The organism is Blautia sp. HCN-1074 (genome assembly GCF_037890165.1).
Lineage (GTDB): Bacteria > Bacillota > Clostridia > Lachnospirales > Lachnospiraceae > Blautia_A.
Genome location: NZ_JBBKBP010000017.1, coordinates 21,572 through 42,028, shown reverse-complemented (window position 1 = coordinate 42,028; position 20,457 = coordinate 21,572). Strand labels below are relative to the sequence as shown.

The window sequence follows — 20,457 nt, the reverse complement described above, 5'->3', positions numbered from 1 at the left end:
CTTTCACCTCCCCACTAATTCCAACGTCTCTTCAGAATAGACTGTGTTGTAAGGAACAAGCATACTGCGATCACTGAAAGAAAATATACAATTCCTTTTATGTCAAAAATGTTACTCGTGAAATTATCAAAATGTCCACTCAGGTTGAATACATCCAGAACTTTCTGAATTCCGCCTTCAAAAATACTGGATTTTACTACATAAATGATTACAAGTATTACTTCTCCGATCACTCCAATCACTGCTGAGATCAGAACATTCTTAATCATTGTATAAATAATAATCGCTGCTGCCAGAATCAGTAATCCAAATGCTACACATGTAGACATTGATGTCTGAGAGAAAAATGAAGAAATACCATTCATCATGTAGAAGGCAAATAAAAGGACAAATGTAAGTACTGCCGCAATTACCTGGCTTTCAGTTAATGCTGACATAAATACACCGATTGCAATATTTGCACATCCAAGAAGGAAAAATCCAAGAACTGCTGTATAAGCAGATGCAAAGGATACTGTACCAAACTTAGACATAATCAGTGGATAAGTACACATAACTGCCATAGGAATGGCATATACCGTTACCAGTGCAAGATATTTACCTATTACAATACCACCTACAGAAACCGGTGATGTCAAAAGCAGCTGGTCTGTTTTCTGTTTTCTTTCTTCTGCCAGTACACGCATCGTCAGGATTGGCACTCCAATAAGGAACACAAAGGTAATGGCACTTAATGTATATTCAAATTTAGGATATGCTGCTGAAAGCTGATATGCAGAAAAATAAATACCTGCCAGTACAAGGATAAAAAAGATAAACAAATATCCTACCATGGATGTCAGGTAGCTTTTCAGCTCTCTTTTATAAATAGCTGTCATGATTATTTTTCTCCCCCTTCATCATTTTTCTGTGATTCTGTTGATGTCTGTTCCACGTTTACAGCTTCCGTTTTAGCTTCTGCTGTTTCCTGGCTTTCAGAACTCTTCTGGTCTGTATCATCTTCACTTGCAGATGCCGGTTTCTCAGATGCTGTAAGTTCAAGGAATATTTCCTCAAGAGATACTTTCTTGGACTTCATCTCATAAATTGGGCTGTTTATATCAGACATCTTGTAGAATACTTTTTCTCTGATATCATTATTCTCTTCTGTGGAAACCTTAGTGCTCCAGAGATTCTGTTTCTCATCCTTCTCAATAGTCACGCTGTTAACTCCTTCAATGCTTTCCAGAGCCTGTTTAATCTGTGATTTTTCACCTTTAATAAGCATTTCAAGAGTATTAGATCCTTCTGCCAGCTTTCCAAGGTTCTCCGGAGTATCACTGGCAACCAGTTTTCCATGGGAAATGATCAGCACGTAATCACACACCGCACTTACTTCAGATAAGATATGCGAACTGAGAATTACTGTATGCTTCTTCTTTAAATCTTTGATGAGGGTACGGATTTCTATAATCTGTTTCGGGTCAAGTCCTACTGTCGGCTCATCCAGAATGATAACCTCCGGGTAGCCCATGATTGCTTCCGCCAGTCCAACTCTCTGTCTGTAGCCTTTTGACAGATTTTTGATCAGACGATTTCTCATATCAGAAATCTTTACCATATCCATAACTTCTTCTATCATGGTTGCTTTTTTGTCTTTTGGGATTTTTTTGAGATCAGCCACGAATTTCATATATTCCAGAACGGTCATATCAAAATAGAGTGGCGGCTGTTCTGGCAGATAACCGATACATTTCTTCGCTGCTTCCGGTTCTTCAAGGATATCGTGTCCGTCAATCCTGACGGTTCCTTCTGTGGATGCAATGTATCCTGTTATCATATTCATTGTGGTGGATTTGCCTGCACCGTTTGGTCCAAGGAATCCATAGATTTTACCTTTCTCGATTTTAAAAGAAAGGTGGTCAACTGCCGTATGGTCGCCATATCGTTTGACCAGATTGTTTACTTCAATCAATGTGTTCTCCTCCTTTTATTTAAATGCCGCAAATTCGTCCTGGTGTGTTTAAAAAAGACTTTCCGCAGGAATGATTTTCCAAACACGCTCTGGCTTCAGGATTAATATAGAAAATGTCCTCAGGCGAAACAGAGAATGGGGGAACCCGAGGACATCTCTACAAGAACAGTTTATGATGAAGTTGTGATAAAATTAGGATAAAAGTGTGATTATTTTGTGATGTTTGTGTGAGACAATGGTTCTTTCAGCGGAGTTCCTGCTTTACGCGGATATTTACCCGGAGTTGGTTTCTTCTTATCTATAATGACAAGAGAACGGTCAATTTCCGAATCAGGAAGCTGGAAATATGTGATATCTCTTAACTGCCCGCCAAGGATTTTGATTGCTTTTTCAGCCTCTGTTGCTTCTTCCTGTACAGTTCCTGATTTATAGGAAATAAATGTTCCACCTGTTTTTACATATGGAAGGCAATATTCTGACAGCGTTGCAAGATTTGACACTGCTCTGGATACGCAGAGGTCATATTTCTCACGATATTCCTTGTTCTTCGCATACTCTTCGGCTCTTCCATGAATTGCCTTAATTCCTTCCAATCCGAGAAGCGTAAAGCTTTCCTCCAGAAAATTCACTCTCTTCTTCAGGGAGTCCAGCAGGCAGGCTTCCAGATGCGGGAATGCAATCTTTAACGGTACTCCCGGGAATCCTGCTCCTGTACCAATATCCATGATTGTTTTTACTTTTGTCATATCAATCGCTTTTACGCAGGACAGGCTGTCGAGAAAATGCTTTGTCAGCACTTCCTCGAATTCTGTAATTCCTGTCAGATTCATAACTTTATTCTTCTCTACCAGAAATTCATAGAACTGAATAAACTGATCTTTCTGTTTCTGACTCAGTTCTATTCCCAGCTCTTTACATCCGTTTTCCAATGTCGACAGATTATATGGCATGGTATTTTTCTCCTTTTTTATACTTATTTCTAATTCTCTAATCGTTGTTTTGTTTTTTCAACTTATAACTGATTTTTCTTTTTTATTTCGGTATTTCAGATTTTGAGTTTCCCTGCTATTTTATTAGCTTTTCTCTCAACTTTCTATTTTTCTTTTTGTTGTTTTTTGGGATTTTTAATGTTCTTTTCTATTCTTTCTCTACCTGAGTCTGTGTATTTAAGTGTTGTTTTTCGTGCTTTGAAATCGTTTTTTGGTGATTTAAGGGTCCTTTATTCAGTTCTTTCATATTGTAAAATATGCTTGCTTTTTTCATATTTTCACATGTGTAAGTACATTAAATAGTGCTTATTGTGTCTTATCTTGCACTTGAAAGATATACCAGTAAAACAGATATATCTGCTGGCGATACCCCTGAAATTCGGGAGGCCTGTCCGATAGAAATCGGTCTGTATGCCTCCAGCTTCTGGCGGGCTTCGATTCTCAGACTGCCGACTTTCTCATAATCAAGATCCGCTGGGATTTTCTTTGCTTCCAGTTTCTTAAACTGTTCTACCTGCTTTAACTGTCTGCGGATATATCCATCATACTTGATGTTAATATCAACCTGTTCCTGTACATCCCATGGAAGTTCCGAACGTTCTTTGTCAAGCGGTTTAATTGCTTCATAGGAAAGTTCCGGACGGCGGATCAGTTCTGCCAGTGTTGTTCCTGACTTCAATGGAGTACTGTTGTAGCTTTCCAGAAGTGCCTGAACCTCTTTATTTGCACCGATATTTGTATGTTCTACTCTTTCAATTTCTTTCTTAATCTGTTCTTCTTTTGCAAGAATCTTCTGATATTCTTCCTCGCTGATAAGACCTACCTGGTAGCCCTTCTTACGAAGTCTCAGATCTGCATTATCCTGACGGAGAAGAAGTCTGTACTCTGCTCTGCTGGTCATCATACGGTATGGTTCATGGTTCTCCTTTGTTACCAAATCGTCAATCAGGACACCGATATACGCCTCTGAACGGTCCAGAATCAACTGTTCCTGGCCTTTAACTTCCATAGCCGCATTAATTCCGGCAATCAGTCCCTGAGCCGCCGCTTCCTCATATCCGGAGCTTCCGTTAAACTGTCCACCGCTGAATAAACCTTTAATTTTCTTGAATTCCAGTGTTGGATATAGCTGGCGCGGATTAATGCAATCGTACTCAATGGCATATGCATTTTTGACGATTTTGGCATGTTCAAGTCCCGGTACAGAGTGATACATTTCCTCCTGTACATCCTCTGGAAGGGAACTGGACATTCCGCCGATATACATTTCATTTGTATAAAGTCCCTCCGGCTCAATAAACACCTGGTGTCGGTTTTTATCAGCAAAACGCACTACCTTATCTTCAATAGATGGGCAGTAACGTGGTCCTGTTCCCTCAATCATTCCTGAATATAGCGGAGAACGATCCAAGTTTGCGCGGATAATCTCATGTGTTTTCTCATTGGTGTATGTCAGCCAGCATGATTTCTGTTCAATCTGAACATCTTCCGGGTTGGTTGAAAAAGAAAACGGAACAACCCTCTCATCTCCGAATTGCTCTTCCATTTTGCTGTAGTCAATGGTATTTCCAGCAATACGTGCCGGTGTTCCTGTTTTAAAACGGAACATTTCGATTCCCAGTTCTTTCAGAGAATCTGTAAGATAATTGGCAGCCTGGAGTCCGTTCGGACCTGTGTAGTTGCTTACATCGCCGTAGATACATCTTGCTTTCAGGTAGGTTCCTGTACAGAGAACGACTGCCTTACAATTATAAATAGCACCTGAATAAGTTTTTACGCCTTTAATCTTTCCATCTTCAACCAGAAGCTTTGTTACTTCACCCTGCTTAATAGTAAGGTTCGGAGTATTTTCCAATGTCTTTCTCATCTCATTGCTGTATGCCTGTTTATCCGCCTGTGCACGCAGGGAATGAACCGCAGGTCCTTTGGAGCAGTTGAGCATTTTTGACTGAATAAATGTTTTATCAATATTCTTTCCCATTTCACCGCCAAGAGCATCCAGTTCTCTTACCAGATGTCCCTTGGAACTGCCACCTACATTTGGATTACATGGCATTAATGCGATACTATCTACGCTGACGGTAAACATAACTGTATTCAGACCGAGGCGCGCGCCTGCAAGTGCAGCCTCACATCCGGCGTGTCCGGCGCCGACTACAACGAGATCATAATCTTCTACTAAAGTTTTCATTTTATCTCCTTTATTTCCACTGTATAATCTACTATCGTACAATTTACTAATCTATTATTAAAAATCGCCGAAGGCGATTTTTTTGCAAAATTTATTCTATTACAATCATACTTCATCAATACTAATGATAATCTATCGGATACAATCAAGTCACTACTCGCTGCCAGATTCTTATCCACTATTTACCCATACAGAACTTACTGAAAATCTCATTAACCAGATCCTCACCCACTGATTCTCCGAGAATCTTTCCAAGATTTTCATATGCGTTCATCAGATCTATGGAGAAGAAATCCTCCGGCATTCCCATTTCTATACTGTTTCTGACCAGATCAAGACTCTTGTCAGCTTCTTCCAGTGCTGCTTTATGGCGAGCATTTGTGATGTATACTTCGTCATTAAAGGAAATCTCTCCACCAAAGAACATTTCTTTGATCTGTTCTTCCAGCTCTGTGATTCCTTTTTCCTCTTTTGCAGAAATAGGAATCACAGGGTGACCCGTCTTTTCTTTCAGAAGTTCTGGCTGGATTACTGGCTGAAGATCCGTTTTATTATACAGGATGATTGCTTTTTTACCGGCAAGCATAGCCATGATTTCTTCGTCATTCTCGTCAAGCGGAACTGACGAATCCACAACATAAAGAATCAAGTCTGCTTTCTGTGCCATTTCTCTGGCTCTGTCTACACCGATTTTTTCCACAATATCCTTCGTCTCACGGATTCCGGCTGTGTCGATAATCTTCAGAGAGATTCCATGAAGTGTGATATATTCTTCAAGAATATCTCTTGTTGTTCCTGCAATATCAGTTACAATAGCGCGATTTTCTCCTATCAGAAGATTCAGCAGAGAAGATTTTCCGGCATTTGGTTTCCCAAGAATAACCGTCTGAATTCCCTCCTGGATCATCTTTCCGTCGGAAGAAGTTTTCAACAATCGTTTCACTTCTTTCTGCTCGTTGTCCACAACTTCCAGAAGCTCCTGTGGATATCCATCCAGACTGATGTGTTCCGGATCATCCAATGCTGACTCAATGTATGCGATATGATAAATCAGTTTCTCTCTGATCTCGCGGATAGCTTTCTGTACAGAACCTCTTAACTGATCCATGGAACTGCGAAGTGCATATTCATTCTTTGCCTGAATGACATCCATAACCGCTTCGGCCTGGGACAGATCCATACGACCGTTCAGGAAAGCGCGCTTCGTAAATTCTCCTGGTTCTGCGATCTCTGCACCGTTTTTCAGCACTGTTTCCAGTACTCTCTGCATGGCAAATACACCGCCATGGCAGTCAATTTCTACTGTATCTTCCCCTGTGAAAGTTCTCGGTGCGTGCATGATCATCACCAGAACCTCATCCACCAGTTCCTCTCCATCATAAATATATCCATAATGAATGGTATGAGTCGGAACTTCTTTTATTTTTTTCTTTCCACCTTTTGATCTGTAGACACGGGAAATCACGTCCATGGCATTTTCACCACTGATGCGGACAATTCCAATTCCGGATGCACTCATAGCTGTGGAAATTGCTGCAATTGTTGTTTCCATTTTTTCCTCCTCACTTATTATATGTACTCTCGCTGCCTGCTCATAGCCAAATAGCATTTAGAAATTTTAAAATACAAACAGGATTACACAGGCAACCCTTAGCATCTTTTTCAAATCTTTATATAAATAACAAGATCATTACACCTATCGTTAATATCCCTGTTATTTATACAAAAACAAGTCCCACCTGGGAACTGCTGCCGTTGGATAATTACTTATTTTCTACAATAAAAAATGTTACTCCAGGTAAAAGTGTACACGCAAAGTTACGTGTTATTCACGCTTTCACCTAGAATAACATTCTTTTTTAATATCTGCAATGAAACATGTGCTTCTACATACAGCTATTTATTTAATTTGTTACTGTTCAGTCGCCAACACCTTGTGAAATAAACAGCAGATTAATTTCTTTTTAATTTTACCACTACATGGCGGTAAGGTTCTTCACCTTCACTGACAGTCTCAACGAATTTATTTCCCTGAAGAGCAGAATGGATGATTCTTCTCTCATAAGGATTCATCGGCTCAAGAATTACCGGCTTGCGGGTCTTTCTTACCTTATAAGCGATACCTCTTGCAAGATTCTCAAGAGTCTCTTTACGGCGTTTGCGGTAATCTTCTGTATCAAGTTTTACACGAATGTAATTTGATTTTCCTTTATTTACCACAAGGCTTGTCAGATACTGAAGAGAATCCAGTGTCTGACCTCTCTTGCCGATAAGGATTCCCATATCTTCGCCTTCGAAATCAACTTCCAGACTTCCATCTGTTGTATTATACTTAGATGTGATCTCTACTTCTCCAAGATTCATAGAAGCAAACACTTCGCTCAGGAATATCCTTGCTCTGTTTTCTACTTCTTTAATCTCTTCCGGATCTGTAATGATTTCAACAGGTTTTGCCGGTTTCACCGGTTTTGCTGCCTTTTCTCTGACTGGTTTCTCTTTGATTTCTTTCGGTTCTCTTGGCTGTTTTTCTTTTACAACTTTTTCCTTTACAGGCTTTGGCTGTCTTGGTTTCTCAGAAACAGCTTTTGGCTCTTTTGTTTCTTTCTTCACCGGTTTTACAGGTTCTGGTTTCTTTTCTTCAACCGGAGTCTCTTCCTTGAAGGAATCAAGTTTTACTGTCTCTACGATTTCCTTCATTTCTTCTTCCTCAGAAACCAGTTCAATCTTACGAACCTTTATCACTGCAGGTTTACTTCCGATTCCGAAGAATCCGTTGCTTCCTTCACTGATTACCTGAATCTCAAGCTGGTCACTGGATACGCCAAGCTCGATACATGCTTTTGTAATTGCTTCACTCTTTGTTTTCGCTGAAAACTGGATATAATCCTCCATGCCAACCCCTCCGTTCCTGACTACTTCTTCTTATTACGCTCATCAAATGCTTTTACCATATTGGCTTTGGCAGTAATGCTGCCCGGTTTTGCATTTGCTGCGTTTTTGTAAGATTCTTCGACCTTCTTAGCTCTTGTCTCGACATCAGTATTGCTGCTGCCTTTTTCAACTTTATTGATATTCTTAACGCTCTGATGTGCCTGATTTGTGATTTTCTGAGGCGGAAGCCCTTCTTTTTCGCGCTTCTTTTCCATCTTCTTCATATTCTCATTGATCAGGTCATCAATCTGAATCTTATCCATATGTCTGTTGATGACAAGCTGCTGTACACTTCGTACTGCCGCACTTGCTACCCAGTAAATACCAAGACCTACAGGGAATGTGAAACAGAATACTGCTGACATGAGCGGCATTACCATGTTCATTGTCTTCATGGAGTTCATCATTGCATCCTGCTGTGCATCTCCACCCTGCTGTGCTGCCTGAGGCATCAGCTTTAAGTTAATCATCTGTGTAGCCCACGCAAGGATCGGAATCAGGATTGCAACGATTGCAATAAGAATAGAACCACCGACAAAAGCGGCTTTAATATAAGTCAAAGGCTGGTCTGCAATATTCAGTCCAAAGAAGTTCTGCACATGCGAAATCTCTTTTGCAGTACTGTTAAGTGTATCCGCAAATCCGGAAAACTGACTGGTCTCTGCAAGAGTTTTCCACTGAGAAGGAGATAATGCATATAAAAAGTCTGTTACAGAATTGCTCGTAGCATTGTTGCCATCCATAATAAGCTGAACTCTTGTCATCTTATTATCTGTGATGAACTGCTGCAGGATATCTGTATATCCGTTTACACCTGTAATGCTTGTAACTGCAGATGCAAGGATATCTTTTACGCTGCCTACATATGCCGGAATTTTGTAAATTACCTGGTATAATGCCATCAAAATAGGGAACTGGATTGCAAGCTGTACGCAGCTTCCTGTAGGAGATACACCGTATTTCTGATATACAGCCTGTGTCTCTTCCTGCATCTTCTGCATAGCTGCCGAATCGTTATTTTTTCCCTTATACTTCTTCTGAATCTTCTGAAGCTCTGGCTGCATGATCGCACTTAATTTAGAAAATTTCTGCTGTTTGATCTGCAGTGGAGTCATAAGAGCGTAAATAAGGATACTGAAGATGATAATGCAAAGACCGATATTCTGAATTCCAAATACATTCAGCAGTCTGTAGATACCATCCATGATCCATCCCATGACGGTCGCAAGCTGACCGATAATAGGAGTGCTGCTCTTTGTCGCTAAAATCATTTCCAAGTTCATTTCCTCCTAGAATCCATAAATGACAGGAGGTTCCTTCGATCGATCAATATTCAATTTTCAAGTACATTCCTGTCTTTACGGTACAGGGTCATAGCCTCCATGGGAAAAAGGATTACAGCGAAGTATTCTCCATACCGCAAGAAGACCACCCTTTAATGCACCATATTTTTCGATTGCTTCTAAACCATATTGAGAACATGTGGGAATATAAGGACATTTTGTTCTCTTCATCGGTGACAAATACTTTTGATAGAGTTTAATTATTCTGATCAGAAACTTCTTTATCATTGTTCTTACCTGCTATGCAGTGCTTTCCCGCAAGATGCATCAGTGCACTTTCTATCTCATGATAGGTTCTGTCTTTTGCCTGGGGACGTGCAACTACTACAATATCCAAACCATTTTCAAATTCCGCTTCATTTAACCGATAACTTTCTCTTATCAATCTGGTGAGTCTGTGGCGGACCACACTATTCCCTACTTTTTTACTTACTGATATTCCCAGACGATTCTTCATGTACTGATTTTTCAGTACGTACATCACCAGATACCGATTACCTTTTGATGTTCCATGTTTATATACTTTTTGAAAATCTTGATTTTTTTTTAAGGACTCTGATCTTTGCATAGAATCCCCTTTCATAATCTCTTTTTTAAGAGAAGAAAAGACCACATAACTGCGGTCTTATTCTTAGGCTGATAAATGCTTTCTTCCTTTTAATCTTCTGGCAGCTAATACTTTACGACCACCTTTTGTGCTCATGCGAGCTCTGAAGCCATGAACTTTCGCTCTAGATCTTTTTTTCGGCTGAAATGTCATTTTCATAGGTAAAGCACCTCCTTTATCTATTATCCATGTTAAATTTTGTAACTTTTTAAGTATGGCAAATGCCGGAGTATTCGCTTCCTGCAGCCGCCAACTTTACTTATTAGAACATCATTTCAATTATATTCATAAAGGGTGGTTTCGTCAAGTATTATTTGCAACAAAGATTTCTCTTGTTTTTCTGTCATTGTGGATAGTTTAATTGGTTTACGTAATATTATCCACAATTTGTGGATAACTTGTGGATAACTTGTGGAATACCTGCTTATCTTTCCACTTTATCCCCCTTGTTTTTACACATCTCCCAAAAATTCTCTTTTATTTTTGCGCTTTTTGACAGTGTATAAAATTATACACATTTTTTTCCTATATTCAAGTGATCGTGTCGCATTATGGTAACCAAAATGGGCTTTTCCACTGTTATCCACACTAATCCACATAAAAATTGGGGATAACTTTTTTTCCACATTTCCATCAAATATACATTGCGAAAACAGGCATTTTATTATAATATATATAAGGATATTTATGTCTTTTTTAAAGAATACGGACAATGTCTGTGGAAAACAGGCTATCGCAATGACTTATACATTAATATAGAAGCAATTGTTACTGTTCACTACATGTTCAGTAATAAGTAATACGAACCGGGAGAACCAAAAATGAACAAAGTTGTGGAAAAATGGGATGAAATCCTACAAATCGTCAAAACAGAGCATGATCTGTCTGACGTTTCTTTTAATACATGGCTAAAACCACTCACTGTTTTTGAAGTAATCGACAACGTCGTTACTATTATCGTTCCATCTGAGCAGGTCGGTCTCAATTATATAAGTAAAAAGTACAAACTTCCTCTCCAGGTAACAATCAGTGAAGTTACCGGAATGGAAAACTGTGATATTAATTTTATATTACCGGAAGATGTTCCGAAAAGAGAGACAGTTTCTCCCAAAGCGCAGTCGCAGGACGCCCGCTGCGAAGAAGCTCATCTGAATCCGAAATACACTTTTGACACATTTGTAGTCGGAAGCAACAATAAATTCGCCCAGGCGGCAGCCCTTGCAGTTGCTGAATCTCCGGGAGATACCTACAATCCGCTGTTTATCTACGGTGGCGCAGGTCTGGGAAAGACTCACCTTATGCATTCTATTGCGCATTTTATCATTGATCACGATGAAAACAGTAAAGTACTTTATGTTACCAGCGAGGAATTTACTAACGAACTGATCGAGACAATCCGAAACGGAAATAACTCAGCAATGACTAAATTCCGCGAAAAATACAGAAATATTGATGTTCTTCTCGTCGATGATATTCAGTTTATTATAGGAAAGGAATCTACACAGGAAGAATTTTTCCATACTTTCAACAGTCTGCACAGCGCAAAAAAACAGATCATTATTTCATCAGATAAACCACCGAAAGATATGGAAATTCTGGAAGAACGTTTCCGTTCACGATTTGAATGGGGTCTGATCGCAGATATCACACTGCCGGATTACGAAACCCGAATGGCGATTCTTCATAAAAAAGAAGAAATGGATGGCTATGATATTAATGAAGAAGTAATCAAATACATCGCAAACAATATCAAATCCAATATTCGTGAGCTGGAAGGTGCGATTAACAAGGTTATGGCTTTCGCCAAACTTGAAAAGAAAGAAGTAACACTTGAACTTGCTGAACAGGCGCTTAAAGATATCATTTCACCTGACGAAAAGAAAGTGATCACACCGGAATACATTATTTCCATGGTTGCAGAACACTTTGATGTTACAGTTGAAGACCTCTCAGGAAATAAACGTAACTCCAAAATTGTAACCCCTCGTCAGATCGCAATGTATTTATGCAGGGAAATTATTTCCACACCATTGAAATCTATCGGAAAATCTCTTGGTAATCGTGACCATACTACCATTATGCATGGAATCGACAAGATTGAAAAAGAGATTTCCAACGACGAAAATTTAAAAAATACCATCGAAACCTTAAAGAAAAAGATTAATCCACAGGGATGAGGATAACTGACTGTATAAACTGTGTATAAGATGTTGATTATATGTGGATAAATGTGTATAACTTTCTGCCCCTTTTTTGGCAAATCAGTTATACACAAGTTATTCACATGCTTTAAGTGCCTCTATACACGAAGTTATCCATATTCGAAACCCTTGAAAAATCAACATAAAATTGAGTTTTTCACATATTCACATCCCCTACGGCGGCGACGACGGATTCCTTTTATATATTTATCTATAAAAAACACATTTCACCCAGAAAGGAAGTTATACACATTATGAAAATCATTTGCCAGAAAAGTAACTTGCTCAAAAGTGTCAGTATCTCACTCAAAGCAGTTCCTTCCAAAACAACAATGCCAATCCTTGAATGTATTTTAATAGATGCAACAACAAACCAGATTAAATTTACTACCAATGATATGGAACTTGGGATTGAAACAATCGTTGATGGAACGATTGAAGAAAAAGGATTAATTGCACTTGATGCAAAAATCTTTTATGAAATCATTCGTCGACTGCCAGAAAATCAGGTTACTATAAAAACAGACGAGAAACTTACTGCCACCATTACCTGTGAAAAAGCTAAATTTACAATTCCTGGTAAATCCGGAGAAGATTTTGCATATCTCCCAATTATCGAAAGGGAAGAGAGTCTTACTATCTCACAATTCACTCTTAAAGAGATGATCAGACAGACAATTTTCTCAATTGCGTCTAATGAGACTAACAAATTAATGACCGGAGAACTTTTTGAGATTAAGGATAATTATCTGAAAATCGTATCTCTGGATGGACATCGTATTGCCATCAGACGTATGGAACTGAAGAAAGATTATGCAGACCGCAAAGTGGTGGTACCTGGTAAAACCCTTAATGAGATCAGTAAGATCCTGTCAGGTGAAATTGATGATATTGTAAATATTTATTTTTCAAAGAATCATATTTTATTTGAATTCGACCAGACAATTGTTATTTCCAGGCTGATTGACGGAGAATATTTCCGCATTGATCAGATGCTTTCCAGCGATTATGAAACAAAGATCGTAATCAACAAAAAAGAATTTCTGGATTGTATTGACCGAGCTACATTGCTGGTAAGAGAGGGAGAAAAGAAACCGATCATCATAGAAATTACTGATAATTCTATGGAATTACGCATTGATTCAGCAATGGGTTCTATGAATGAAAGCATTGATATCAACAAAGAGGGAAAGGATATTCTGATTGGGTTTAATCCTCGTTTCCTGATTGACGCTCTGAAAGTAATTGATGATGAAACAATCAGTATCTACCTCGTAAATCCAAAAGCACCATGCTTTATCAGAGATGATGAGGAAAATTACACATATTTGATTCTGCCTGTAAATATCAACCAGAATCAGGCAAGATAGGGAGTAAATGAAAATGGAAGAAATTAAAATCAGAGATGAATTTATAAAACTGGGGCAGTTACTGAAACTTGCAGATATGGTTCAGGACGGGGTTGAAGCGAAATATGTGATCACCGACGGACTGGTTAAAGTTAATGGAGAAGTGGACGAACGTCGCGGACGAAAAGTTTATGAAGGCGATGTTGTTTCTTATGATGGAAAAGAAATCAAAGTGATCAGGTGAGTAAATGTATATTGAATCCGTTCAGTTAAAAAATTTCAGAAATTATGATTCTCTGGAACTTGATCTGGCACAGGGGACGAATATATTTTACGGAAATAATGCCCAGGGAAAGACAAATATCCTGGAAGCGCTTTATTTATGTGGAACGACTAAGTCGCACAAGGGAAGCAAAGATAAAGATATGATCCGGTTTGGAGAGGATGAATCTCATATCCGTATGATGGTGAAAAGAGATGAACTTTCTTACAAAATTGACATGCACCTCAGAAAGAATAAGGCGAAAGGTGTAGCTATTAACGGGCTGCCGATCAGAAAAGCCGGTGAGTTGTTTGGCGTGGTCAATCTTGTGTTCTTTTCTCCCGAGGATCTGAATATCATAAAAAATGGTCCCGGAGAAAGAAGAAGATTTATTGATCTTGAATTATGTCAGCTGGACAAAATATACCTTACGGATCTGGCTTCATACAATCACATTGTAAATCAGAGAAATAAATTGCTGAAAGATATTTATATTCAGCCTTCGCTAAAAGATACTCTTGATATCTGGGATATGCAGATGGCAGAGTATGGGCGTAGACTTATTAATAAGCGAAGTGATTTTATTGCGGAATTAAATGAGACTGTAAGAAAAATACATCATAATCTTACGGGTGGTCTGGAAGAACTGGAAGTTATTTATGAGCCAAGCTGTACCTCAGAAGAACTGGAAAAAAGTGTACAGTTAAATAGGGAAAAAGATATGCGGATGAAGCTGACATCTGTCGGTCCGCACAGAGACGATCTGTGTGTGATGGCAAATGGAATCGATATTCGAAGATACGGTTCACAGGGCCAGCAGAGAACCGCGGCACTTTCACTTAAATTATCGGAAATTTATATGGTGAAAAGAAAAATAAAGGATACGCCGATTCTGCTTCTGGATGATGTTCTGTCTGAACTGGACCGCAGCAGACAGAACTATCTTCTGGACAGTATCAGTGATATTCAGACGTTGATCACATGTACAGGTCTTGATGATTTTATCAGTCATCAGTTTCAGATAAATAAGGTATTTCAGGTAGTGCAGGGAAATGTATTGCAACCTGAACAATGACGGTTAACAATCTTTTGACAAGGGTATAGGCTTATGATACACTGAACGTAATTATGGAAAGTTGGTGAATGCATTGGACAAAGAAGAATTTCGGATAAAGCTGGAAGAGATTAATAAGCTGGTTCAGGACAAAGATTATAAAGGCGCCATGAACATTGTAGACAGCATAGACTGGAGACGTGTCAAGAACGTCCGTACTTTATGCGTTGTCGGTGAGATTTATGCCGCAAATGGAAGATATGAAGATAGTAAGGAGATTTTTCTTCTTGCATATCATAAAGCATCTATTGGAAAAAATATTCTTTATCGCTTAATTGAGATTTCACTTAGAATGGATGACATTAATGAAGCGGAAGAATTTTTTGAAGAATATAAACAGGTAGCATCTAATGATAGTACACAGTATATTCTTCAGTATAAAATTGCGAGAGCGAAGAACTCTTCCTTGAATGAGCAGATCAGAATTCTGGAAGAATATAAAGAGCAGGAATTTACTGAGAAATGGTCATATGAACTGGCTGCATTATATTATAAAGCCGGAGAAAAGCAGAAGAGTCTGGATTTATGTAATGAGATTATTCTGTGGTTCAGCGAAGGCAAATATGTCATGAAAGCTTATGATCTTAAAATGAGAATGGGTGAGCTGACAGGTGCAGAGAAAGCTAAGTTTGAGAAACAGTTTGTTCCGAAACTTCTTACGCCAGAGCAGGCGAAGGAACTGAAAAAGGCAGAAAAAGAAGCAGAGTCAGAGAAAGATGCTTCAGAAGAGGAAGAACAGAAAGTAGCTTCAGACAGTGAAGTGGCAGATGTAAGTGAGGATACTGAAGAGAAAGAATCGGAAACACCTGAAGAATCAGAGCCAGAGATTCGTGTCAATATGGAGGGTATCCAGGAGCAAATTTCCAAAGGTATCAGAGATATTTTTGGTGGTAAGACTCAGGAAGAAAAAGAAGAGTTTACAGAAGAATCTGATGATATGATCAATGAAGCCGGAATTACAAAGGAGAATGAGATTCCGGAAGAGATCATAAAGAGTGATGCATCACAGGAAGAACCGGAAAATGTTCCGCAGCTGGAAGCAGAACCTGAGAAACCGGGGGAAGCTCCGGTAGCTGTTCCTGTCGAGAGTGTACAGGAAGAGAAAAAAGAGCCGGATTTTTCTGCAACAATTAAGATGCCGGAATTAAATATACCTGCTTCCATGAAGAATATGGAACTTAGTAAAGCTCCGAAAGTGGAAGATGTTGCTGAGACGAAGTTATCCATGGACTCTTTTAAAACATCAGGAACAGAATTTAATCTGGAAGATACGATTCTTGCTGCTGCCAGCGCTCAGGGAATTGAAATTCCGAAGGAAGAAACTCAGCCGGAAGTAAAAGAGCCGGAAAAAATTTCAGAAACAGAACCTGAGGTAGCGATAAAAACACAGAAGATTGCAGATGAATTAGAAGAACCGGATTTTCTCAGTGGAAATCTGGAAGATACAGACATTGAGGATGTTAAAGCAGAGCCGGCAAAGACTATAATAGATGAGGAAAAAACAGAAGAACCTGTAGCTGTTCCAAAAGAGTTTATTGAAGATGACGAAGATGAGGTTACGGAAGAGGACCTCAGAAGAGCAGAAGAGGAATTTCTGTATGGACCGACAGGTAATTCGGATGTCAATCTGGAAGATATAGATGATACAGAACCGGAACAGTTAGTTGATGTGGCGAAAGAGGAAGAAGAACAGCCAGAACCTCTGACTGAAGAAGAGGAACTGGAACGTTTTATAGAATCTATTCAGCCGAAAGATGAAACCGATCCTAGAGACATTGTACCAAGAGAAAAAGAACTGACGGATGATGAGAAACAGTTATTTACATATTTTGTAAAGATTCCGGGAATGAAAGAACAGTTGGTTGATACGTTATGTGATGTTCAGATGGCGGCAGCAGATAAGACTTCCAAAACTGGAAATATTATTGTCATGGGTGGCAAGGAATGTGGAAAGACTAGACTGATCTCCGGGTTGGTTCCGGCAATCTGTAAAGAGTTAAATCTGGAAGCATCCAAAGTAGCTTACGTTTTCGCAGACCAGATCAATGGAAAAAATATTTATAAGATTTTCTCCAAGCTGTCCGGTGGTTTCCTTGTAATAGAGAATGCAAATCAGCTTACACAGGAAACTGTTGAGATGCTTGATAAAGCTATGGAAGTAAATACGGATGGTCTGACTATAATTGTTGAGGATGAAAAGATTGGCATGCGTAAACTGATTGCAAAATATCCGAAATTTGCAAAGAAATTTACATCTATGATCAATATTCCGGTATTTACCAATGATGAGCTCGTTAATTTTGCAAGGGTTTATACAAAGGAAAATGGTTATACCATTGACCAGATGGGAATGCTTGCACTGTACAATCTGATTGGAATCAATCAGAAAGAGGATTCGCCGATGAATATTGGCGCGGTGAAAGAACTTATAGATTCTGCGATTGCGAAATCTCAGGGAGGAATCCGTAAATTTAAACGAAATGTATCCAAGAAACGTATAGACAGAGACGGTTATATCGTTCTGTATGAAAAAGATTTCAGTAAATAATGCAAGAAAAAGGAGTAAAGACTATGCCCAGACCGTATCTAGGAGATCCAAAGTATACCATAGAAGTGCTTCAGAAGTATAATTTTGCATTCCAGAAAAGGTTTGGTCAGAACTTTCTGATCGATACTCATGTTCTGGATAAGATCATAGATTCAGCGCAGATTACAAAGGACGATTTCGTATTGGAAATTGGTCCGGGAATCGGAACAATGACGCAGTACCTGGCTGAAGCAGCCAGGGAAGTTGCGGCAGTCGAGATTGATACGACACTGATTCCGATTTTGAAGGACACATTAAAAAACTGGGATAATGTAACAGTGATCAATAATGATATCCTTAAAGTGGATATCCGGAAGCTTGCACTTGAGAAGAACCAGGGACGTCCGATCAAGGTGGTTGCGAATTTACCGTATTACATTACTACCCCTATCATTATGGGATTATTTGAGAATCAGGTTCCGATTGATTCAATCACGATCATGGTACAGAAAGAGGTTGCGGACAGAATGCAGGTAGGACCCGGAACGAAAGACTATGGAGCTCTTTCACTGGCAGTACAGTATTATGCGAAACCTCAGATCGTTGCAAATGTACCGCCGAATTGTTTCATGCCAAGACCGAAGGTTGGAAGTGCTGTGATCAGACTGGAAAGATATGCGAAACCGCCGGTTGAGGTGAACGATGAGAAGCTGATGTTTCGAATTATCCGGGCATCCTTTAATCAGAGAAGAAAGACACTGGTGAATGGTCTGAAGAATTCACCGGAGATTCCTTTTTCAAAAGAGCAGATAGAGGAGGCTCTGGGAATGTGTGGACTTTCTTTGAATATCAGAGGAGAAGCATTGACACTTGAGCAGTTTGCACAGCTTGCAAATGCTTTCAGCAGTTTATAAAAATATGAATATAAAAAGCATCCGGTGGCTAGTCGGATGCTTTTTATATTACGTTCAAATTTATTTTTTAAAAGGAAGGAGAGTCAATTGCCCTTTTCAGGCAATCAACATATGAAAAAGAAATTTTATAAAAATAATGTTGGCTTTATTATTTTTATGGTCTTAGTATATCTTGGAATTATGATAGAATCATGTTTAAGATGTGAAAAAATTTTGAACAAATGTCAAATGATTTATGAAGGTAGTATGTGAAGTGATATTTACTTTACAGAGGGAAAAGTAAGTGTGTTATAATGTGCCGGTAAAAAGGAAAAATAAGAAATATCAGATAATATGAACAGTTATCGGGGTGTTAATGATTTGGCTTTTTGACTTGTAACTGTGAAGGTACTGAACAGTTATAAAGGTTGAATGATTGATGCCCCAGGTTGTTATTGGTTATGGAGGTAATTTAGATTATGAGAATAAAAAAACTGGGAACACTTATTGTTGCAGGAGTGATCATGTGCACGACACCGGCAATGCCTGTAATGGCATCAGATGCAGTTGATTCTGTACAGGAGATTATCTCAGATAATGAAATAGATTCTCTCGTTTCTGATCCGGATAAAGTTGTGGATATCATTATGTATGTAAAAGATGCTGTGGCAGATCAGGATATTTCGGATGACCAGATCAAAGAGGTAATCCAGACAGCAGAAAATACTGTTGGAGTAAGTCTTACTGATGAGGAAGAGAATAAAATCGTCACGATCGTTAAGCAGGTCAAGAATTCAGATATTAACGAGGAGCAGCTGAGAAGTACTGTGACAAAGGTGTATGATAAGCTTGAAGAAATGGGAATCGGCAAAGAGGAAGTAAAAGGAATTCTGCATAAATTATTTGATTTTGCAAAGAGTCTCTTTAATTAAAAGAATATGAATTAAAAGGATATGACTGCTGCCGGACTTTCAGAGAAAAAATATCCGCCTGATACGGACATATGAACGTGATGGAGATATACAACATGTACAAGTGTAAGGAATTGCAAAAATAAAATATATGTGGTAATTTCCTAAAAAAAAGTATAAAAAATAGAATTAATTGTGCAAATGAACGAAAGTTAACGGCGAGTTCATATTTTGTTCATAAATAATTGCTATTATATAGACAGTTCGAAAGAACCTACGAAAGACGTTGTAATGTGTTATCATTACACATAAATTTTTTTCATAATAATAGCCCCGGTAAACCACTGCCGGGGCACTCCTCGTTTTATAGAGGATTTTTTTTCCCATATTTCTGGATTTCGTTATTGAGTTCTTCCATGCGGGCATCCAGCTCGGCTACATATCTGGCACATTCTCTTAATTCCTTTGTGATGTAGTCTGGTCCGTCTCCCTCAAATTTGTAATGCATTTTGTGCTCCAGAGTTGCCCAGAAATCCTGTGCTACTGTACGAATCTGTATCTCTACTTTGGTATCAATGATACTGTCGGAAAGAAAGACAGGTGTGGTAACCAGCATATGGTAACTTCGGTAACCACTCTTCTTTGGGTTTTTCATATAGTCGCGTCTTGCGAGAATTGTCAGATCATTCTGTTTGGAAATCATATCTGCAATCAGATAAATGTCAGAAGTGAAGGAACAGCTGATTCGGATTCCTGCAATATCGTTAACATATCGAACCATATTTTCAATACTGGATTCATATCCATGTCGTTTCAATTTCTTTACAATGCTCTCCGGAGTTTTGATCCTGGATTTTACATGTTCGATAGGATTATATTTATGGCGGTGTTGAAACTCACCATTTAAAATATTAATCTTTGTTTCAATCTGCTTAAGAGCAGACTGATAAACGAAAATAACAGTTTCCCAGTCATTTAGCTCTTTAAAGTCCCTCAATGGGACAGAATCATAATTCATATACGAAAGTCCTTTCTATGCTCAATTATATTTTTCTATGCGATACCTTTGAAGTCATTGCTGTATTTATTTTCTGCTTTTTTGTATTTCAGAGGTAAGTGAATTAAAAAAAATAGATTAAAAAATTAACTGCCTGACAAATTGTAAAATACTGGTAACTATTCAGC

At 38.7% G+C, this 20,457-nt stretch carries 18 protein-coding genes; 7 read left to right on the top strand and 11 right to left on the bottom strand.

The window, feature by feature from the left end:
• Nucleotides 1-14: 14 nt before the first annotated feature.
• From WKT11_RS13630 to rpmH, 10 genes are all read right to left on the bottom strand, one after another.
• Nucleotides 15-878, bottom strand: a complete 864-nt coding sequence (locus tag WKT11_RS13630) for an ABC transporter permease (RefSeq protein ID WP_117676580.1) — start codon at nt 876-878, stop codon at nt 15-17.
• 2 nt (nt 879-880) lie between these two features.
• A complete protein-coding gene (locus WKT11_RS13625; RefSeq protein WP_117845301.1) occupies nt 881-1,954 on the bottom strand; it encodes an ABC transporter ATP-binding protein in 1,074 nt (357 codons plus the stop codon).
• 209 nt (nt 1,955-2,163) lie between these two features.
• Nucleotides 2,164-2,904 carry a 16S rRNA (guanine(527)-N(7))-methyltransferase RsmG gene (rsmG, locus tag WKT11_RS13620; protein WP_117676578.1) on the bottom strand — a complete coding sequence of 247 codons (741 nt, stop codon included), beginning with the start codon at nt 2,902-2,904 and terminating at the stop codon, nt 2,164-2,166.
• A 355-nt stretch (nt 2,905-3,259) separates the two neighbouring features.
• Nucleotides 3,260-5,134 carry a tRNA uridine-5-carboxymethylaminomethyl(34) synthesis enzyme MnmG gene (mnmG, locus tag WKT11_RS13615; RefSeq protein ID WP_118516810.1) on the bottom strand — a complete coding sequence of 625 codons (1,875 nt, stop codon included), beginning with the start codon at nt 5,132-5,134 and terminating at the stop codon, nt 3,260-3,262.
• 178 nt (nt 5,135-5,312) lie between these two features.
• A complete protein-coding gene (mnmE, locus tag WKT11_RS13610; RefSeq protein ID WP_117676576.1) occupies nt 5,313-6,686 on the bottom strand; it encodes a tRNA uridine-5-carboxymethylaminomethyl(34) synthesis GTPase MnmE in 1,374 nt (457 codons plus the stop codon).
• A 401-nt stretch (nt 6,687-7,087) separates the two neighbouring features.
• Nucleotides 7,088-8,026 carry an RNA-binding cell elongation regulator Jag/EloR gene (jag, locus tag WKT11_RS13605; protein ID WP_117676575.1) on the bottom strand — a complete coding sequence of 313 codons (939 nt, stop codon included), beginning with the start codon at nt 8,024-8,026 and terminating at the stop codon, nt 7,088-7,090.
• A gap of 20 nt (nt 8,027-8,046) precedes the next feature.
• Complete coding sequence (locus WKT11_RS13600) at nt 8,047-9,336, bottom strand: YidC/Oxa1 family membrane protein insertase (RefSeq protein ID WP_117676617.1); 1,290 nt, start codon at nt 9,334-9,336, stop codon at nt 8,047-8,049.
• 87 nt (nt 9,337-9,423) lie between these two features.
• Nucleotides 9,424-9,636, bottom strand: coding sequence for a membrane protein insertion efficiency factor YidD (gene yidD, locus WKT11_RS13595; RefSeq protein ID WP_173681245.1), 213 nt, complete (start codon nt 9,634-9,636; stop codon nt 9,424-9,426).
• The gene (gene rnpA / locus WKT11_RS13590) at nt 9,605-9,976 is read right to left on the bottom strand and encodes a ribonuclease P protein component (RefSeq protein ID WP_117676616.1); all 372 of its coding nucleotides are present in this window, start codon (nt 9,974-9,976) and stop codon (nt 9,605-9,607) included. The genes yidD and rnpA overlap by 32 nt, the downstream gene beginning before the upstream one ends.
• A gap of 63 nt (nt 9,977-10,039) precedes the next feature.
• A complete protein-coding gene (rpmH, locus tag WKT11_RS13585; protein WP_008708004.1) occupies nt 10,040-10,174 on the bottom strand; it encodes a 50S ribosomal protein L34 in 135 nt (44 codons plus the stop codon).
• 662 nt (nt 10,175-10,836) lie between these two features.
• On the opposite strand from rpmH, the gene dnaA reads away from it, so the two are divergent.
• From dnaA to WKT11_RS13550, 7 genes are all read left to right on the top strand, one after another.
• Complete coding sequence (dnaA, locus tag WKT11_RS13580; RefSeq protein ID WP_118516811.1) at nt 10,837-12,192, top strand: chromosomal replication initiator protein DnaA; 1,356 nt, start codon at nt 10,837-10,839, stop codon at nt 12,190-12,192.
• Nucleotides 12,193-12,470: 278 nt separating this feature from the next.
• Nucleotides 12,471-13,586 (top strand): DNA polymerase III subunit beta, encoded by a 1,116-nt coding sequence (gene dnaN, locus WKT11_RS13575; RefSeq protein WP_118411357.1) that lies wholly within the window; start codon nt 12,471-12,473, stop codon nt 13,584-13,586.
• 13 nt (nt 13,587-13,599) lie between these two features.
• Nucleotides 13,600-13,809: an RNA-binding S4 domain-containing protein gene (locus WKT11_RS13570; RefSeq protein ID WP_117676572.1), complete on the top strand. Its 210-nt coding sequence runs from the start codon at nt 13,600-13,602 to the stop codon at nt 13,807-13,809.
• 4 nt (nt 13,810-13,813) lie between these two features.
• Nucleotides 13,814-14,902, top strand: a complete 1,089-nt coding sequence (gene recF / locus WKT11_RS13565; RefSeq protein ID WP_117845299.1) for a DNA replication/repair protein RecF — start codon at nt 13,814-13,816, stop codon at nt 14,900-14,902.
• Between the two features lie 64 nt (nt 14,903-14,966).
• On the top strand, nt 14,967-17,489 hold the full coding sequence (locus WKT11_RS13560) for a hypothetical protein (RefSeq protein WP_243103807.1): 2,523 nt from the start codon (nt 14,967-14,969) through the stop codon (nt 17,487-17,489).
• Nucleotides 17,490-17,512: 23 nt separating this feature from the next.
• On the top strand, nt 17,513-18,382 hold the full coding sequence (gene rsmA, locus WKT11_RS13555; protein WP_118411360.1) for a 16S rRNA (adenine(1518)-N(6)/adenine(1519)-N(6))-dimethyltransferase RsmA: 870 nt from the start codon (nt 17,513-17,515) through the stop codon (nt 18,380-18,382).
• A 458-nt stretch (nt 18,383-18,840) separates the two neighbouring features.
• Complete coding sequence (locus WKT11_RS13550; protein ID WP_340284943.1) at nt 18,841-19,293, top strand: DUF1002 domain-containing protein; 453 nt, start codon at nt 18,841-18,843, stop codon at nt 19,291-19,293.
• Between the two features lie 343 nt (nt 19,294-19,636).
• Here WKT11_RS13550 and WKT11_RS13545 read toward each other — a convergent pair whose 3' ends face one another.
• Nucleotides 19,637-20,290: a GTP pyrophosphokinase gene (locus tag WKT11_RS13545; protein ID WP_117676566.1), complete on the bottom strand. Its 654-nt coding sequence runs from the start codon at nt 20,288-20,290 to the stop codon at nt 19,637-19,639.
• Between the last annotated feature and the right edge of the window lie 167 nt (nt 20,291-20,457).

What these genes read in the sequence shown, in the direction of transcription:
- WKT11_RS13630 (WP_117676580.1), bottom strand. Translation starts at nt 878, where the DNA reads ATGACAGCTATTTATAAAAGAGAGCTGAAAAGCTACCTGACATCCATG.
- rsmG (WP_117676578.1), bottom strand. Translation starts at nt 2,904, where the DNA reads ATGCCATATAATCTGTCGACATTGGAAAACGGATGTAAAGAGCTGGGA.
- mnmG (WP_118516810.1), bottom strand. Translation starts at nt 5,134, where the DNA reads ATGAAAACTTTAGTAGAAGATTATGATCTCGTTGTAGTCGGCGCCGGA.
- mnmE (WP_117676576.1), bottom strand. Translation starts at nt 6,686, where the DNA reads ATGGAAACAACAATTGCAGCAATTTCCACAGCTATGAGTGCATCCGGA.
- jag (WP_117676575.1), bottom strand. Translation starts at nt 8,026, where the DNA reads ATGGAGGATTATATCCAGTTTTCAGCGAAAACAAAGAGTGAAGCAATT.
- WKT11_RS13600 (WP_117676617.1), bottom strand. Translation starts at nt 9,336, where the DNA reads ATGATTTTAGCGACAAAGAGCAGCACTCCTATTATCGGTCAGCTTGCG.
- yidD (WP_173681245.1), bottom strand. Translation starts at nt 9,636, where the DNA reads ATGATAAAGAAGTTTCTGATCAGAATAATTAAACTCTATCAAAAGTAT.
- rnpA (WP_117676616.1), bottom strand. Translation starts at nt 9,976, where the DNA reads ATGCAAAGATCAGAGTCCTTAAAAAAAAATCAAGATTTTCAAAAAGTA.
- rpmH (WP_008708004.1), bottom strand. Translation starts at nt 10,174, where the DNA reads ATGAAAATGACATTTCAGCCGAAAAAAAGATCTAGAGCGAAAGTTCAT.
- dnaA (WP_118516811.1), top strand. Translation starts at nt 10,837, where the DNA reads ATGAACAAAGTTGTGGAAAAATGGGATGAAATCCTACAAATCGTCAAA.
- dnaN (WP_118411357.1), top strand. Translation starts at nt 12,471, where the DNA reads ATGAAAATCATTTGCCAGAAAAGTAACTTGCTCAAAAGTGTCAGTATC.
- WKT11_RS13570 (WP_117676572.1), top strand. Translation starts at nt 13,600, where the DNA reads ATGGAAGAAATTAAAATCAGAGATGAATTTATAAAACTGGGGCAGTTA.
- recF (WP_117845299.1), top strand. Translation starts at nt 13,814, where the DNA reads ATGTATATTGAATCCGTTCAGTTAAAAAATTTCAGAAATTATGATTCT.
- rsmA (WP_118411360.1), top strand. Translation starts at nt 17,513, where the DNA reads ATGCCCAGACCGTATCTAGGAGATCCAAAGTATACCATAGAAGTGCTT.
- WKT11_RS13550 (WP_340284943.1), top strand. Translation starts at nt 18,841, where the DNA reads ATGAGAATAAAAAAACTGGGAACACTTATTGTTGCAGGAGTGATCATG.
- WKT11_RS13545 (WP_117676566.1), bottom strand. Translation starts at nt 20,290, where the DNA reads ATGAATTATGATTCTGTCCCATTGAGGGACTTTAAAGAGCTAAATGAC.